14 protein-coding genes are annotated in these 14,638 nt (G+C 71.0%); 13 read left to right on the plus strand and 1 reads right to left on the minus strand.

Features of this window, described 5'->3' with window-relative positions:
- Nucleotides 1–51: 51 nt before the first annotated feature.
- Both prcB and prcA read left to right on the plus strand, forming a co-directional pair.
- Entirely contained in the window at nt 52–891 is an 840-nt protein-coding gene (gene prcB, locus ACH4MY_RS22410; RefSeq protein WP_398005484.1) for a proteasome subunit beta, read from the plus strand.
- A 46-nt stretch (nt 892–937) separates the two neighbouring features.
- Nucleotides 938–1,690 (plus strand): proteasome subunit alpha, encoded by a 753-nt coding sequence (gene prcA / locus ACH4MY_RS22415; RefSeq protein ID WP_398005485.1) that lies wholly within the window; start codon nt 938–940, stop codon nt 1,688–1,690.
- A 93-nt stretch (nt 1,691–1,783) separates the two neighbouring features.
- Here the strand turns inward: prcA and ACH4MY_RS22420 are convergent, their stop codons facing one another.
- Complete coding sequence (locus tag ACH4MY_RS22420) at nt 1,784–2,803, minus strand: LacI family DNA-binding transcriptional regulator (protein WP_398005486.1); 1,020 nt, start codon at nt 2,801–2,803, stop codon at nt 1,784–1,786.
- A 134-nt stretch (nt 2,804–2,937) separates the two neighbouring features.
- Between ACH4MY_RS22420 and ACH4MY_RS22425 the strand changes: the two genes are divergently transcribed.
- The 11 genes from ACH4MY_RS22425 (at nt 2,938) to ACH4MY_RS22475 (ending at nt 14,479) form a co-directional block, all read left to right on the plus strand.
- Nucleotides 2,938–4,218, plus strand: a complete 1,281-nt coding sequence (locus ACH4MY_RS22425; protein WP_398005487.1) for an MFS transporter — start codon at nt 2,938–2,940, stop codon at nt 4,216–4,218.
- A 69-nt stretch (nt 4,219–4,287) separates the two neighbouring features.
- Nucleotides 4,288–5,649 carry a Pup--protein ligase gene (pafA, locus tag ACH4MY_RS22430; protein ID WP_398005488.1) on the plus strand — a complete coding sequence of 454 codons (1,362 nt, stop codon included), beginning with the start codon at nt 4,288–4,290 and terminating at the stop codon, nt 5,647–5,649.
- A gap of 117 nt (nt 5,650–5,766) precedes the next feature.
- A complete protein-coding gene (locus ACH4MY_RS22435; RefSeq protein WP_398005489.1) occupies nt 5,767–6,705 on the plus strand; it encodes an FKBP-type peptidyl-prolyl cis-trans isomerase in 939 nt (312 codons plus the stop codon).
- Nucleotides 6,706–6,748: 43 nt separating this feature from the next.
- Nucleotides 6,749–7,129 (plus strand): FKBP-type peptidyl-prolyl cis-trans isomerase, encoded by a 381-nt coding sequence (locus tag ACH4MY_RS22440; RefSeq protein WP_398005490.1) that lies wholly within the window; start codon nt 6,749–6,751, stop codon nt 7,127–7,129.
- A gap of 153 nt (nt 7,130–7,282) precedes the next feature.
- The gene (locus tag ACH4MY_RS22445) at nt 7,283–8,239 is read left to right on the plus strand and encodes a helix-turn-helix transcriptional regulator (protein WP_398005491.1); all 957 of its coding nucleotides are present in this window, start codon (nt 7,283–7,285) and stop codon (nt 8,237–8,239) included.
- 16 nt (nt 8,240–8,255) lie between these two features.
- Nucleotides 8,256–9,209, plus strand: a complete 954-nt coding sequence (locus ACH4MY_RS22450; RefSeq protein WP_398005492.1) for a helix-turn-helix transcriptional regulator — start codon at nt 8,256–8,258, stop codon at nt 9,207–9,209.
- A gap of 108 nt (nt 9,210–9,317) precedes the next feature.
- Nucleotides 9,318–9,581: a hypothetical protein gene (locus tag ACH4MY_RS22455; protein ID WP_398005493.1), complete on the plus strand. Its 264-nt coding sequence runs from the start codon at nt 9,318–9,320 to the stop codon at nt 9,579–9,581.
- 37 nt (nt 9,582–9,618) lie between these two features.
- Entirely contained in the window at nt 9,619–9,816 is a 198-nt protein-coding gene (locus ACH4MY_RS22460) for a hypothetical protein (RefSeq protein ID WP_398005494.1), read from the plus strand.
- A 186-nt stretch (nt 9,817–10,002) separates the two neighbouring features.
- On the plus strand, nt 10,003–10,305 hold the full coding sequence (gene tatA, locus ACH4MY_RS22465) for a Sec-independent protein translocase subunit TatA (RefSeq protein ID WP_398005495.1): 303 nt from the start codon (nt 10,003–10,005) through the stop codon (nt 10,303–10,305).
- A 105-nt stretch (nt 10,306–10,410) separates the two neighbouring features.
- On the plus strand, nt 10,411–11,313 hold the full coding sequence (gene tatC, locus ACH4MY_RS22470; RefSeq protein ID WP_398005597.1) for a twin-arginine translocase subunit TatC: 903 nt from the start codon (nt 10,411–10,413) through the stop codon (nt 11,311–11,313).
- A gap of 337 nt (nt 11,314–11,650) precedes the next feature.
- On the plus strand, nt 11,651–14,479 hold the full coding sequence (locus tag ACH4MY_RS22475; RefSeq protein WP_398005496.1) for a DEAD/DEAH box helicase: 2,829 nt from the start codon (nt 11,651–11,653) through the stop codon (nt 14,477–14,479).
- Nucleotides 14,480–14,638 lie beyond the last annotated feature (159 nt).

The raw sequence follows: 14,638 nt of genomic DNA on the forward strand, positions 1-14,638 counted from the left end.
TCGGCCGGCGCTTCCCACGGCGGGCCGAATCTCCCACCCGGAAGGAATCGCGTGGAAGCCAACCCTCGTAGCACCGGGCGTCTGCCGGCGGCCTTCCTGACGCCGGGCTCGTCCTCGTTCATCGACTTTCTGGCGGACCACTCGCCGGACCTGCTGCCGGGCGGCCGGAAGCTCCCGGAGGGGATCGTCGAGGCCCCGCACGGGACGACCATCGTGGCGGCCACGTTCCCCGGCGGGGTCGTGCTCGCCGGTGACCGGCGGGCCACCATGGGCAACATGATCGCGCAGCGGGACATCGAGAAGGTCTTCCCTGCCGACGAGTACTCCGCCGTGGGCATCGCCGGCACCGCCGGTCTCGCCGTGGAGATGGTGAAGCTGTTCCAGCTGGAGCTGGAGCACTTCGAGAAGGTGGAGGGCGTCACGCTCTCCCTGGAGGGCAAGGCGAACCGTCTCTCCACCATGATCCGCGGCAACCTCGGCATGGCCATGCAGGGGCTCGCCGTCGTGCCGCTCTTCGCGGGCTGGGACGAGGGCAAGGAGAAGGGCCGGATCTTCTCCTACGACGTGACCGGCGGCCGCTCCGAGGAGCACGGGTACGCCGCCACAGGGTCCGGCTCGATCTTCGCGCGCGGGTCGATGAAGAAGCTCTACCGCGCCGACCTGACCGAGGAGCAGGCCACCACGCTGGTCGTGCAGGCGCTCTACGACGCGGCGGACGACGACTCGGCGACCGGCGGTCCGGACATGGCGCGCCGGATCTTCCCGATCGTCACGGTCATCACGGACGAGGGATACCGCAGGCTCACCGAGGCCGAGTCCTCCGCGCTGGCCCGAGCGGTCACCGAGCGGCGCCTCGAGGAGCCCGACGGGCCGCGCGCCGCGCTGCTCTGACCACTCGTCGCCCGACTGAAGCCCAGAAGAAAGGGACGGACCGCCGGTGTCCACTCCGTTCTACGTCTCACCCCAGCAGGCCATGGCCGACCGGGCGGAGTACGCCCGCAAGGGCATCGCCCGAGGCCGAAGCCTCGTCGTCCTCCAGTACACCGACGGAATCGTCTTCGTCGGCGAGAACCCGTCACGCGCTCTGCACAAGTTCAGCGAGATCTACGACCGGATCGGCTTCGCGGCCGCCGGCAAGTACAACGAGTACGAGAACCTCCGCATCGGCGGCGTGCGCTACGCCGACCTGCGCGGCTACACCTACGACCGGGACGACGTCACCGCGCGCGGCCTGGCCAACGTCTACGCCCAGACCCTGGGCACGATCTTCTCCAGCGCGGGGGAGAAGCCGTACGAGGTGGAGCTGGTCGTCGCCGAGGTCGGCACGGATTCGTCCGGCGACCAGATCTACCGGCTGCCGCACGACGGCTCGATCGTCGACGAGCACGGCTCGGTCGCGGTCGGCGGCAACGCCGAGCAGATCAGCACCTACCTGGACCAGCGGCACCGGGACGGCATGTCCCTCGCCGAGGCCCTGAAGCTGGCCGTGCAGGCCCTGTCGCGGGACACCAACGGCAGTGAGCGGGAGATCCCCGCGGAGCGGCTGGAGGTGGCGGTCCTGGACCGTACGCGTCCGCAGCAGCGCAAGTTCAAGCGGATCGTCGGCCGTCAGCTGTCCCGTCTCCTGGAGGCGGACAACGCGGCGGTGACGAAGACGGACGAGCCCTCGGACGAGGCCCCCGAGGAGTAGACGCTCCTCCCGAGGCGCCCCGACCGAGGAGTCTTACGCCGAAGGGGCTCCGGTGCGCACGCGTGCACCGGAGCCCCTTCGGCGTGTCCGCCCTCAGGAGGCCGGTGCGGGCCCCGAGGAGCCCCGGGCGACCAGGTCGACGGGCAGGGAGACCGGCCGGGGCGGTTCGCCCGCCAGAACGGCGAGGAGCGCCTCCATGCCCCGCCGGCCGAACTCCTCGGCGGGCAGCCGCACCGTGGTGAGCTCCGGCTCGACCACCGTCGCCAGGGCCATGTCGTCGAAGCCGGTGACCGACAGGTCCTCGGGGATCCGCAGCCCGAGCCGACGCGCCGCCTTGCAGACGCCCACCGCGAGGATGTCGTCGTCGCAGATCACCGCCGTGGGCCGGGGCCCGGGGTCGGCGAGGGCGCGGCTCGCCGCCTCCCACGCGTCCGCGACGTTCAGCGGCGACCGTACGGTGCGCACGTCCGTCCCGCTCAGGGCGTGGGCGAGCGTGGCGGCGCGCACGTCGAAGGTCCAGGACGGGGCCGCGGACGCCAGATGCAGGAAGCGACGGTGGCCGAGACCCAGCAGATGGTCGGTCACCCGGCGCATGCCGTCGGCGACGTCGAGGTTCACATGGGCCGCGGCGCCGGGGGCGGCCGGGTCGCTGTCGAGCATGACGAGCGGCAGGTCGGTGCCCCGGAAGGCCTCCAGGGCGTCGGTCGCCATCGAGGAGGCGAGCACGCCGTCGAGGGCGGCCTGCGCCGAGGCGAAGGGGTCCCGGGCCGGGCCCAGGCCGTCGGGGGAGGGGTAGAGGACGACCCCGAAGCCGTGCCGTGCCGCCGCGGCGGCCGCGCCCGTGTAGACGTGGGCGAAGAACTCGTTGGTGAGGGCCGGGACGACCAGGAGGGCGGTCCGGGTGCGGCCGAGCCGCAGGTTGCGGGCGGCGAGGTTGAGCCGGTAGCCGAGGCTCCGGGCGGCCTCCCGCACGGTCTCGGCGGTGCGTTCCGACACCCGCCCGCGCCACTTGTCGCCGAGGACGAGGGAGACGGTGGCCTGGGAGACGCCCGCGGTCCGGGCGACGTCCCGGCTGGTGGGGCGGGTGCCGCCGAGCGGCTCCGGGGTCTGCACACAAGCCTCCGTGTCGGGCGGTTCACAAGCCGGTCTCCGGTCGCGGGGTGGACCCGCGTCCCGGCGACATGGTACGTATGACCACGGAAGTTATACGTAAAACCTCGGCCCGATCCGAGGCGAGGGGAGACCACATGGCCACCGAGGCCCCGGCACACGGCGGCTATCTCGACATACTCCGGGCGCCGCACGCGGCCCGGCTGCTCGCCGGGACCCTCGTGGGGCGCCTGCCCAACGGCGTCGGGCCCATCGCCCTCACCCTCTTCGTCCGCGACCAGGGCGGCAGCTACACCCTGGCCGGCGGCCTCATCGCCGCCTACGGCGTCGCCACCGCCGTCGGCCAGCCCCTCCTCGGCCGCGCCGTCGACCTCAAGGGCCAGCCCCGGGTCCAGCTGCCCGCCGCGGTCCTCTCCGCCCTGGGCATGGCCGTGCTCGCCCTGAGCGGCATCGGCCACCTCGCCCTCGCCTACGCGGCCGTCGTCGCCGCCGGCCTCTTCACGCCGCCCCTGGAGGGCGGGCTGCGGGCCCTGTGGCCGAGCGTCCTCGGCCGCGAGGACCGGGTCCACCGGGCGTACGCCATGGACGCGGTCGCGCAGGAGGTCATGTTCACCGTCGGACCACTGCTGCTGACCCTCCTCGTCTCCCTGTGGTCGCCCGCCGCCGCACTCCTCGTCATCAACCTCCTCGGCGTCCTCGGCGCCCTCGCCGTCGTCCTCTCCGAGCCGTCCCGCACCTGGCGCTCCGCGCCCCGGGAGGCCCACTGGCTGGGCGCCCTGCGCTCCCCGGGGCTCCTCGCCCTCCTCGGCTCGTTCTTCTTCGTCGGCCTCGCGCTCGGCTCCATCACCGTCGCCGCCGTCGCCTACGCCGACGACCGCGGCGACCCGTCCGTCTACGGCTGGCTGATGGCCGCGCTCGGACTCGGCGCGCTCATCGGCGGCGTCACCTACGGCGCCCGCCAGTGGTCCGGAGCCCCCGAGCGGCGGCTGCGGGTCCTCGTCCTGCTCCTCGCGGTCTGCTACCTGCCGCTCGTGCTCACCCCCGGCCCCGTCGCCATGGCCGCCCTCGCGGCCCTCGCCGGCGTCTTCCTGGCGCCCGTCCTCGCCTGCGCCTTCATCGTCGTGGACCGGCACGCGCCGCGCGGCACCGTGACCGAGGCCTTCTCCTGGCTCGTCACCACCTTCGGTGTCGGCTCGGCCCTCGGCTCCGCCGCCGCAGGACCCGCCGTCGAACTCGCCGGGACGGCCGCCGCATTCGCCGTGGCCGGGGCGGGCGGCGTGGTCGCCCTCCTCGTCCTGCTGGCCACCGGGCGTGTCCTCGGCGCGCCGAGCACCCCCGGCACCCCCGTGACCGAGGCGCGACACGCCGTGGACGCGGGCGCCCTCGGCTCCGTACACAGCGAAAAGAACACGCACTGATCGGAAAATGATCGAAACGGGAACGGCCAACCCGGTTTCAGCACAGGCCGTCAGGCGTAATGTTCAGACATGGACCGCCGCATTTTCGGGCTGGAGAACGAGTACGGCGTCACGTGCACGTTCAGGGGACAGCGCCGACTGTCTCCTGACGAAGTGGCGCGCTACCTCTTCCGCCGTGTCGTGTCATGGGGCCGCAGCAGCAATGTCTTCCTGCGGAACGGCGCCCGCCTGTACCTGGACGTGGGATCGCATCCGGAATACGCCACACCGGAATGCGACGACCTGACCGAACTGGTCACTCACGACAAGGCCGGCGAGCGCATTCTCGAGGGCCTGCTCGTCGACGCCGAACGCCGCCTGCACGAGGAGGGAATCGCGGGCGACGTCTACCTCTTCAAGAACAACACCGACTCGGCCGGAAACTCCTACGGCTGCCACGAGAACTATCTCGTCGCCCGCCACGGAGAGTTCTCCCGGCTCGCGGACATCCTCATTCCGTTCCTCGTCACCCGGCAGCTCATCTGCGGAGCGGGAAAGGTCCTCCAGACCCCGCGGGGTGCCGTGTTCTGCGTCTCCCAGCGCGCCGAGCACATCTGGGAGGGCGTCAGCTCCGCGACCACCCGCTCGCGTCCCATCATCAACACCCGGGACGAGCCGCACGCCGACGCCGAGCGCTACCGCCGGCTGCACGTCATCGTCGGCGACTCGAACATGTCCGAGACGACCATGCTGCTCAAGGTCGGCGCCACCGACCTCGTGCTCCGCATGATCGAGGCGGGCACGGTGATGCGCGACCTGACCCTGGAGAACCCCATCCGGGCCATCCGTGAGGTCAGTCACGACATCACCGGCCAGCGCAAGGTCCGGCTGGCCAGCGGCCGCGAGGCCTCGGCCCTGGAAGTGCAGCGCGAGTACTACGAGAAGGCGGTCGACTTCGTCGACCGGCGCGGGATCAGGTCCGGCACCGTCGCCCAGGTCCTGGAGCTCTGGGGCCGTACGCTCGACGCGATCGAGAGCGAGCGGCTCGACCGGATCGAGACCGAGATCGACTGGGTCATGAAGCACCGGCTCATCGAGCGCTACCGGGCCAAGCACAACATGACCATGTCGAACCCGAGGGTCGCGCAGATAGACCTCGCCTACCACGACATCCACCGCCGTCGTGGGCTCTATTACCTCCTGCAGAAGAACGGCCAGGCGGCCCGGATCTGCAACGACATGAAGATCTTCGAGGGCAAGTCGGTGCCCCCGCAGACCACTCGGGCCCGGCTCCGCGGCGACTTCATCCGCCGCGCCCAGGAGCAGCGGCGGGACTTCACCGTCGACTGGGTCCACCTCAAGCTGAACGACCAGGCGCAGCGGACGGTGTTGTGCAAGGACCCGTTCCGCTCCGTCGACGATCGGGTCGAAAAGCTGATCGCCGGAATGTAAGCAGGTCATACCGGTCATAGGGCTCCGCACGTCACACGTGCGGAGCCCTTCGGCGTGACAGGAGCACCCCCTAGAGTGTCGGGACAACTACTGTGCCGTCTGAGATCTGAGGAACACGTGCGCCGACTTGCCGGCCTTCTCGTCGTCCCGCTGCTGCTGCTCTCGACAGCGGCGTGCGGCAGCGACGACAAGGGCTCCGATTCCGCCTCGATGAAGAACGGACTGCCCGCCATCACCGCGGGAGAGAAGTTCGGGGAGAAGCCGACCCTCGCCAAGGGCGTGGGCGACCCGCCCAAGGAACTCAAGGTCAATGTGATCAGCGAGGGCAAGGGCGCGGTGACCAAGAAGGGTGACGCGCTCTCGGTGAACTACCTGGGTCAGGCCTGGGACTCCACCACCCCCTTCGACAACAGCTTCGACCGCGGTCAGCCGTTCAGCCTCACCCTCGGCGAGGGCCAGGTCATCAAGGGCTGGGAGCAGGCCCTCGAAGGACAGAAGGTCGGCAGCCGCATCGAGGTCGGCATCCCGCCGGAGCTCGGCTACGGCGCGGCGGGCCAGGGCGACATCAAGCCCAACGCCACCCTCGTCTTCGTCGTGGACATCCTGAAGTCCGTCACGATCCCGAAGTCCGCCACCGGCACCCCGGTCGCCCAGGACAACAAGGACCTGCCGAAGGTCGGGACGAACACCGACGGCAAGGCGCCCACGCTCACCGTCCCCAAGACCGACCCGCCGACCAAGCTGGTCTCGAACTACGTGCTCGAGTCCAAGGGCGAGGTCGTCAAGGGCACCGACACGATCGTCGTGAACTACGTCGCCGCCGTCTGGAAGGACGGCAAGGTCTTCGACTCGACGTACACCACCGGCAAGCCCGCGAACTTCCCGCTCGCCCAGCTCACGCTGAAGGGCCTCAAGGACGGTCTCGTCGGCAAGAAGGTCGGCAGCCGCGTCCTCATCGTCGCCCCGCCGTCCGAGGCGTTCGGCGACAAGGAGCAGCAGGGGATTCCGAAGAACTCCACGCTGGTGTTCGCCGTGGACATCCTCACCAAGGTGTAAGACTGTCCCGATCACGTAGTTCATCAGTATGAGGAGCAGTTCAGTGAGCATCGAGAAGCCCGAGATCGACTTCCCGGGTGGCGAGCCGCCGAAGGACCTGGAGATCAAGGACATCTGGGAGGGCGACGGCGAGCTCGCCGAAGCCGGTGACTTCGTGAAGGTCCACTACGTAGGTGTGTCCTTCGACTCCGGCGAGGAGTTCGACGCCTCCTGGAACCGCGGCGCCCCGCTCGACTTCCACCTCGGCGCCGGCCAGGTCATCCAGGGCTGGGACAAGGGCGTCCAGGGCATGAAGGTCGGCGGCCGCCGCCAGCTGGTCATCCCCGCGCACCTCGCCTACGGCGACCGCGGCGCCGGCGGCAAGATCGCCCCGGGCGAGACGCTGATCTTCGTCTGCGACCTCGTGGGCGTCGCCAAGCGCTGACCCTGTACCCGGCCGGGCACCGTCCCGGCCGGTGACGGTCCTCCGAGGGCCCCCGCCATCACCGGCGGGGGCCCTCGGCTTTGGCCGCGACACCCCGGGGCGGTACGGTCGGACGTCCGAGAAGTGGATCCGGCGGAAGGGTGCAGGGCGTCGATGGCGATTGCCAAGTCCGAGCGGCTGATGAATCTCGCGCTGTGCCTGCTCGGGACACGCCGTCCCCTGAGCAAGCGTGAACTCCGCGGCTCCATCGAGGCCTACCTCGAAGCCAGCGGTGACGACGCCTTCAACCGCATGTTCGAGCGCGACAAGGACGATCTGCGCGAGCTCGGCCTGGTCATCGAGACCGTCGAGAACCTGGAGGGCGAGACCGGCTACCTCGCCCGCCGCGACTCCAACCGGCTGCCGCCCATCACCCTGGACGCCGAGGAGGCCGCCGCGCTCGGCCTCGCCGCCAAGGTCTGGCAGCAGGCCCGCCTCGCCGGGGCCGCCAGCGGCGCCCTGCAGAAGCTCCGCGCCGCCGGCATGCCGGAGGCGGAGGACTCGTACGACACCCAGCCCAGCGCCCTCGAACCGCGGATCCCCGTCCACGAGGCCGCCTTCGAACCGCTGATGCTGGCCTGCCGCGACCGCCGGCCCGTCGTCTTCGACTACCGCAAGGCCAACGCCGCCCGCCCCGAGACCCGCCAGGTCGAACCCTGGACCCTCGAATGCTGGCGCGGCCACTGGTACCTGGCCGGCTGGGACCGCGACCGCGGCGCCGAGCGCGTCTTCCGCCTCTCCCGTATCACCGGCAAGGTCCGCTCCCGCGCCGGCGCCTTCACCGCGCCCGTGCCCGACGTCGTCACCGTCCGGGAGACCGTGGAGAGCTGGGCGGGCGAGACCGCCACCCGCTCGGCCCGGATCAGACTGCGCACCGGCTGCGGCTACCCGCTGCGGGCCCGCGCCCAGTCCGTGAACGAGGGCGCCGACGGCTGGGACGAGCTGGAGATCCCGTACGGGCACGGCCTCGACGCCTGGCTCGTCGAGTTCGGCCCCGATGTCGTCGTACTGGAACCGGCCGATCTTCGGGCCGACGTGGTGGACCGGCTGCGCGCCGTGGCCAAGGGCTGAGGGGAAGACGTACCGCATGGCTGCCAACGCGATCGACCAGACGAGGCGGATGCTCTCGCTCGTCACCTATCTCCGTGAGCGCCCCGGCGCCCACGTCGCCGACGTCGCGCGCGCCTTCGGGATCACCGAGGACGAGCTGATCTCCGACCTGGACGTGCTGCCCATGTGCGGCACCAGCTTCCGCGGCGGCGATCTCCTCGACATCGACACCGACGGCGACCGGATCTGGTGGCACAACCCCGACGACGTCGCCGCGCCGCTGCGGCTCGCCGCCGACGAGGCGACCGCCCTCCTGGTCGCCGCCCGCGCCGTCGCCACCCTCCCGGGGCTCCGCGAGAGCGACCGCGAGGCGCTCCTGCGCGCCACCGCCAAGCTGGAGGCCGCCGCCGGCGAGGCCGCCGGCGCCAGCTCCCGGCTCTCGGTGACCTTCGAGTCCGAGGGCGGGGTCTTCGCCGAGGTCGACCGGGCGATCTCCGAGCGCCGGCGCCTGTGGGTGCGCTACTACTCGCCCGCGCGCGACGAGCTCACCGAGCGCGAGGTCGACCCGATCCGGCTCTTCGCCGTCGGCCACACCTACATGGAGGCGTGGTGCCGGCTCTCCGAGGCGCGCCGCACCTTCCGGCTCGACCGCGTGGCCGAGATCCGCATCCTCGACGAGCACGCGGCGCCGCCGGAGCTGGAGCTGCGCGATCTCTCCGCGGGCCTGGTCCAGCCTTCCGCCGACGATCCCGAGGTGGTGATCGAGGTCGGCCCCGGCGGGCGCTGGGTCGCCGAGTACTACCCGCACGACCGGGCCGACGAGCTGGCGGACGGCGGACTGCGGATCACCCTGCGCACACCGGACCCCGCCTCGCTGCGCCGGCTGGCGCTGCGGCTGGGCAGCGACGGGCGGATCGTCGCGCCGCAGGAGCTCGCCGACAACGCCAGGACGGCGGCCACCGCCGCGCTGGCCGCGTACGACGGCGGGTGACGTTCCCCGGCCGGGGGACGCTGTTAGTGACGTGACGCAGGACGGGCTCGCGGACCCCGCACGGTGGACGAGCGGGGGAGCGGGCGTAGGTGGCGCGGGAGCCGAGAGATGAGGGAAATGTCCGTGATGCACGGTTTGACGGCGACGGTGGCCCCGGTCCTCTTCAAGGCCGCCTGCCCCGACTGCCGCTCCCGCTTCGAACTCTCCGCGAGCGCCCTGCGGCTCGCCATCGGGGCGAGCCGCCGCACCACCTTCTACTCCTTCACCTGCCCCGAGTGCGGCAGCTCCGTCCGCAAGCCCGCCGGCGAACGCATCGTCGAGCTCCTCACCGGCGGCGGAGTCCGCACCCTGCGCCTCCACACCACCGTCTGAGCGCTCGGCCCTCCCGCCCAACGTCTAGGCTCGGGGCATGTTCTGGCCCATGCTCGCCATCGCCCTCGGCTTCCTCGGCATCGCCGTCCTCGGCGTGCTCGCCGTCAAGGTCTTCCTCGAGGTCCAGCGCCTCGGCCGTCAAGTGGCCCGCACCACACAGCGCATCAACCAGGCCGCCGAAGACCTCGAGACAGCGGCCGTCGGACTGGCCCGAACCGGCGAGTCCCTGCGCTGAGTCCGTGCCGTACGCTGCACGAAGGGGCCCCGAACCGGCCTCGCCGGACGCAATCGGGAGTATGCAAGGGCATTGCCCTGCGTTTACTCCTGCGGGTTACGATCGCAGACAGCGCGGTGGCCGGACGCTTGTCCGACCCGCCGGGCACCGCACTCCATGTCGCCTCGGTGAAGAAGGTAAACAGCTATGGGTAGGCTCGGCCCCACCGAGATCATTCTCATCCTCGTCGTCATCATCCTGCTGTTCGGCGCCAAGAAGCTCCCGGACATGGCTCGCTCGCTCGGCAAGTCGGCCCGCATCCTCAAGAGCGAGGCCAAGGCCATGAAGTCCGACGACCAGCAGAGTGCCCCCGCCGACCCGCCGCACGCCGGAACCGGCACGGGAACCACCGCCCAGGACCAGCCCGCCCCGCGCACCATCCAGGCCGCTCCCGGCGACGTGACCAGCTCGCGTCCCGTGACCGAGCCCTCGGACACCACCAAGCGCTGACCCGGTCCGCCGCGGCCGCCGCACCGTGCGGCGGCCTGCCGCACGAGATGAGGACGTGGGTTGCCCAAGTCTGCCCGCAAGCAGGAGAAGGATCCCGAGGGCCGGATGCCCCTCGTGGAACACCTGCGTGAACTCCGCAACCGACTGGCGAAAGGTCTCCTCGCCGTCGCCGCGGTGACGATCGTGGCCCTCGTGTACAGCGAGGAGCTGATGCAGTTCCTGACGAAGTCGGTGCCCACCTGCCCAGAGGGTGTCACCAGCGACGGCGGAAACTGCGCGATCGTCTCCTTCAACACGCTGATGGCCCCGTTCAGCACGACCATCCAGCTGTCGCTGACCGCCGGCCTCGTCGTCGCGAGTCCCGTCTGGCTCTACCAGCTGTGGGCCTTCGTCGCGCCCGGACTCCACAAGAGCGAGAAGAAGTACACGTACGCCTTCGTCGGCGCCGCCGTGCCGCTCTTCTCCGCCGGCGCCTACCTCGCGTACCTGATCCTCCCGATCAGCGTCAAGGTTCTCATCAGCCTCACGCCGGAGGGCTCCGCGAACATCCTCTCGCTCGGTGACGTCCTCGACTTCACCCTGCGCATGGTGCTCGTCTTCGGCCTCGCCTTCGAGCTGCCGCTGGTCCTGGTGATGCTCAACCTCACCGGTGTCCTCACCGGCCGCCGGATGGCCGGCTGGTGGCGCGGCGTGATCATGGGCGTGTTCATCTTCGGCGCCGTCATCACCCCGACCACCGACCCCGTCGGCATGATCGCCCTCGCCGGACCCATCACCGTCCTGTACTTCGGGGCCGTCGGCTTCTCCCTCCTCAACGACCGGCGACGCAAGCGCAACAACCCCGACGCCGCGCTCGACGACGACGAGGCCTCCGCGCTCGACCTCACCCCCGAGACCGTCGGCGCCGTCGAACCGGTCGGCGCCTCCCGCAAGCTGCCGGAGCAGGCCACCGGAGAGCACGGCGGGACCACCGCGCACCGGGTCAACGGGTACGACGACATCACCTGATCCTGAATCTGATGCCGATCCTGCGAGGTCCCCCGGACACGGTCCGGGGGACCTCGACGGCTGTCGGCCCCAGCGTCTTCGTGACCCCCGCCGACGTGACGCGCGCGCCCGGCGCGCCCGGTTCGCGCCCCGGCCCGAGGCTTGCCCCGCGGCCTGGCCCGCGCCTCGGCCCGCAGCCCGGCCCGAGGTCCGGCCCCCAGCCTGGTCCGCGCCCCGGCCCGAGGCCCGGTTCGGGGCCCGGCCAGAGGCCCGGCCAGAGGCCCGGAGTCGGGCCCTCCACATCCCCTCGATAAAGATCGCGTCACTGTCACAGGTGGCGGGTAGGCTCGAGAACAAGATGACAGAGGACCTCACTCCAGCCGAGGCGTACGCGGCCGCCATGGCCCGCAACGCCTATCAGGCCACCGCGCTGGCCCCCTTCCGCGAGATGTACGAGTTCGGCCTGGACCCCTTCCAGATCGAGGCCTGCCAGGCCCTCGAGGCGGGCAAGGGCGTGCTCGTCGCCGCACCCACGGGCTCCGGCAAGACCATCGTCGGCGAGTTCGCCGTCCACCTCGCCCTCACCCAGGGCCGCAAGTGCTTCTACACGACGCCGATCAAGGCACTGTCGAACCAGAAGTACGCCGACCTCGCCAAGCGGTACGGCGCCGACAAGGTCGGCCTGCTCACCGGTGACAACAGCGTCAACGGCGATGCGCCGATCGTGGTCATGACCACCGAAGTCCTCCGGAACATGCTGTACGCGGGGTCCCAGACCCTCTCCGGTCTCGGCTACGTCGTCATGGACGAGGTCCACTACCTCTCCGACCGCTTCCGCGGCGCCGTCTGGGAGGAAGTGATCATCCACCTCCCCGAGTCGGTCACCCTCGTCTCACTCTCCGCGACCGTGTCCAACGCCGAGGAGTTCGGCGACTGGCTCGACACCGTCCGCGGCGACACCGAGGTCATCGTCTCCGAGAGCCGCCCCGTCCCCCTCTGGCAGCACGTCCTCGCCGGACGCCGGATGTACGACCTCTTCGAGGAAGAGACCGACCACGGCGGCCGCGGCGCCTCCCGCCGCGAGGTCAACCCCGACCTCCTCCGCCTCGCCCGCACCGAGAACACGCGCACGTACAACCCGCGCGACCGGCGGCGCGGCAAGATGGTCCGCGAGGCCGACCGCGAGCGCGAGCGCCGCCAGCGCTCCCGCATCTGGACCCCCGGCCGCCCCGAGGTCATCGAGCGCCTCGACGCCGAAGGACTCCTGCCCGCCATCACCTTCATCTTCAGCCGCGCCGGCTGCGAAGCCGCCGTACAGCAGTGCCTCTACGCCGGGCTCCGCCTCAACGACGACGACGGACGCCAGCGCGTCCGCGAGATCGTCGAGGAGCGCACCGCGGCCATCCCCACCGAAGACCTCCACGTCCTCGGCTACTACGAATGGCTCGAAGCCCTGGAGCGGGGCATCGCCGCCCACCACGCCGGCATGCTCCCGACCTTCAAAGAAGTCGTCGAGGACCTCTTCGTCCGCGGCCTCGTCAAGGCCGTCTTCGCCACCGAGACGCTCGCCCTCGGCATCAACATGCCCGCGCGCACCGTCATCCTCGAAAAGCTCGTCAAGTGGAACGGCGAACAGCACGCCGACATCACCCCCGGCGAGTACACCCAGCTCACCGGCCGCGCCGGACGCCGCGGCATCGACGTCGAGGGCCACGCCGTCGTCCTCTGGCAGCGAGGCCTCGACCCGGAGCACCTCGCAGGACTCGCCGGCACCCGCACGTACCCCCTGCGCTCCAGCTTCAAGCCCTCGTACAACATGGCGGTCAACCTCGTCGACCAGTTCGGCCGGCACCGCTCCCGCGAGCTCCTCGAAACCTCCTTCGCCCAGTTCCAGGCCGACCGCTCCGTCGTCGGCATCTCCCGACAGGTCCAGAAGAACGAAGAGGGAATCGAGGGCTACCGCGAGGGCATGACCTGCCACCTCGGAGACTTCGAGGAGTACGCGCGGCTCCGCCGCGACCTCAAGGACCGCGAGACCGAACTGGCCCGCCAGGGCGCCGCCCAGCGCCGCGCCCAGGCGGCGAGCTCGCTGGAGAAGCTCAAGCCCGGCGACATCATCCACGTCCCCACCGGGAAATTCGCCGGACTCGCCCTCGTCCTCGACCCCGGCATCCCGGCCGGCCGCACCAACGGACACCGCGGCTTCGAACACCACGACGGGCCGCGCCCCCTCGTCCTCACCGCCGAGCGGCAGGTCAAGAGGCTCGCCTCCATCGACTTCCCCGTCCCGGTCGAGGCACTGGACCGCATGAGGATCCCCAAGTCCTTCAACCCGCGCTCCCCGCAGTCCCGCCGCGACCTCGCCTCCGCGCTGCGGAGCAAGGCCGGGCACGTCAACCCCGAGCGTCACCACAAGCAGCGCGCCGCCGCCGCCGACGACCGCGAGATCGCCCGGCTGCGCACCGAGATCCGCGCCCATCCCTGCCACGGCTGCGACGAGCGCGAGGACCACGCCCGCTGGGCCGAGCGCTTCCACCGGCTCCAGCGCGACACCCAGCAGCTGGAGCGGCGCATCGAAGGCCGCACCAACACCATCGCCCGCACCTTCGACCGGATCGTCGCGCTCCTCACCGAGCTCGACTACCTCCGCGGCAACGAGGTCACGGAGAACGGCAAGCGGCTCGCCCGCCTCTACGGCGAACTCGACCTGCTGGCCAGCGAATGCCTCCGCGACCGCGTCTGGGAGGGCCTCACCCCGGCCGAACTTGCCGCCTGCGTCTCCGCGTTGGTGTTCGAAGCCCGGCAGTCCGACGACGCCGTCGCGCCCAAGCTGCCCACCGGCAACGCCAAGGCGGCGCTCGGCGAGATGGTCAGGATCTGGGGCCGGCTCGACGCCCTCGAAGAGGAATTCAAGATCAACCAGGCGGAGGGGGTCGGCCAGCGCGAGCCCGACCTCGGCTTCGCCTGGGCCGCCTACCAGTGGGCCTCCGACAAGAGCCTCGACGAGGTGCTGCGCGAGGCCGAGATGCCCGCCGGTGACTTCGTCCGCTGGTGCAAGCAGGTCATCGACGTCCTCGGACAGGTCGCGGCGGCGGCGCCCAAGGAGAACAGCACCGTCTCCAAGAACGCCCGCAAGGCCGTGGACGCCCTGCTGAGAGGCGTCGTCGCCTACAGCTCGGTGGGCTGACGAACCACCCTCCTCCCGTGTCGGACCGAGTGCCCGTGGCGTGATCGCCACGGGCACCCGGTCTGTTCGGGCGTTCCGGCCGACGTTGTCCACAGGCCGTCGTCCACAGGGGTGGCGCGGGCCGGTCCCTTCCGATTGCATGGACTCACAAGCAGGGAA

Source organism: Streptomyces sp. NPDC017246, from assembly GCF_044331325.1.
GTDB lineage: Bacteria > Actinomycetota > Actinomycetes > Streptomycetales > Streptomycetaceae > Streptomyces.

What these genes read in the sequence shown, in the direction of transcription:
- ACH4MY_RS22450 (WP_398005492.1), top strand. Translation starts at nt 8,256, where the DNA reads ATGGCTGCCAACGCGATCGACCAGACGAGGCGGATGCTCTCGCTCGTC.
- pafA (WP_398005488.1), top strand. Translation starts at nt 4,288, where the DNA reads ATGGACCGCCGCATTTTCGGGCTGGAGAACGAGTACGGCGTCACGTGC.
- ACH4MY_RS22475 (WP_398005496.1), top strand. Translation starts at nt 11,651, where the DNA reads ATGACAGAGGACCTCACTCCAGCCGAGGCGTACGCGGCCGCCATGGCC.
- ACH4MY_RS22455 (WP_398005493.1), top strand. Translation starts at nt 9,318, where the DNA reads ATGAGGGAAATGTCCGTGATGCACGGTTTGACGGCGACGGTGGCCCCG.
- tatC (WP_398005597.1), top strand. Translation starts at nt 10,411, where the DNA reads ATGCCCCTCGTGGAACACCTGCGTGAACTCCGCAACCGACTGGCGAAA.
- ACH4MY_RS22445 (WP_398005491.1), top strand. Translation starts at nt 7,283, where the DNA reads ATGGCGATTGCCAAGTCCGAGCGGCTGATGAATCTCGCGCTGTGCCTG.
- ACH4MY_RS22425 (WP_398005487.1), top strand. Translation starts at nt 2,938, where the DNA reads ATGGCCACCGAGGCCCCGGCACACGGCGGCTATCTCGACATACTCCGG.
- tatA (WP_398005495.1), top strand. Translation starts at nt 10,003, where the DNA reads ATGGGTAGGCTCGGCCCCACCGAGATCATTCTCATCCTCGTCGTCATC.
- ACH4MY_RS22460 (WP_398005494.1), top strand. Translation starts at nt 9,619, where the DNA reads ATGTTCTGGCCCATGCTCGCCATCGCCCTCGGCTTCCTCGGCATCGCC.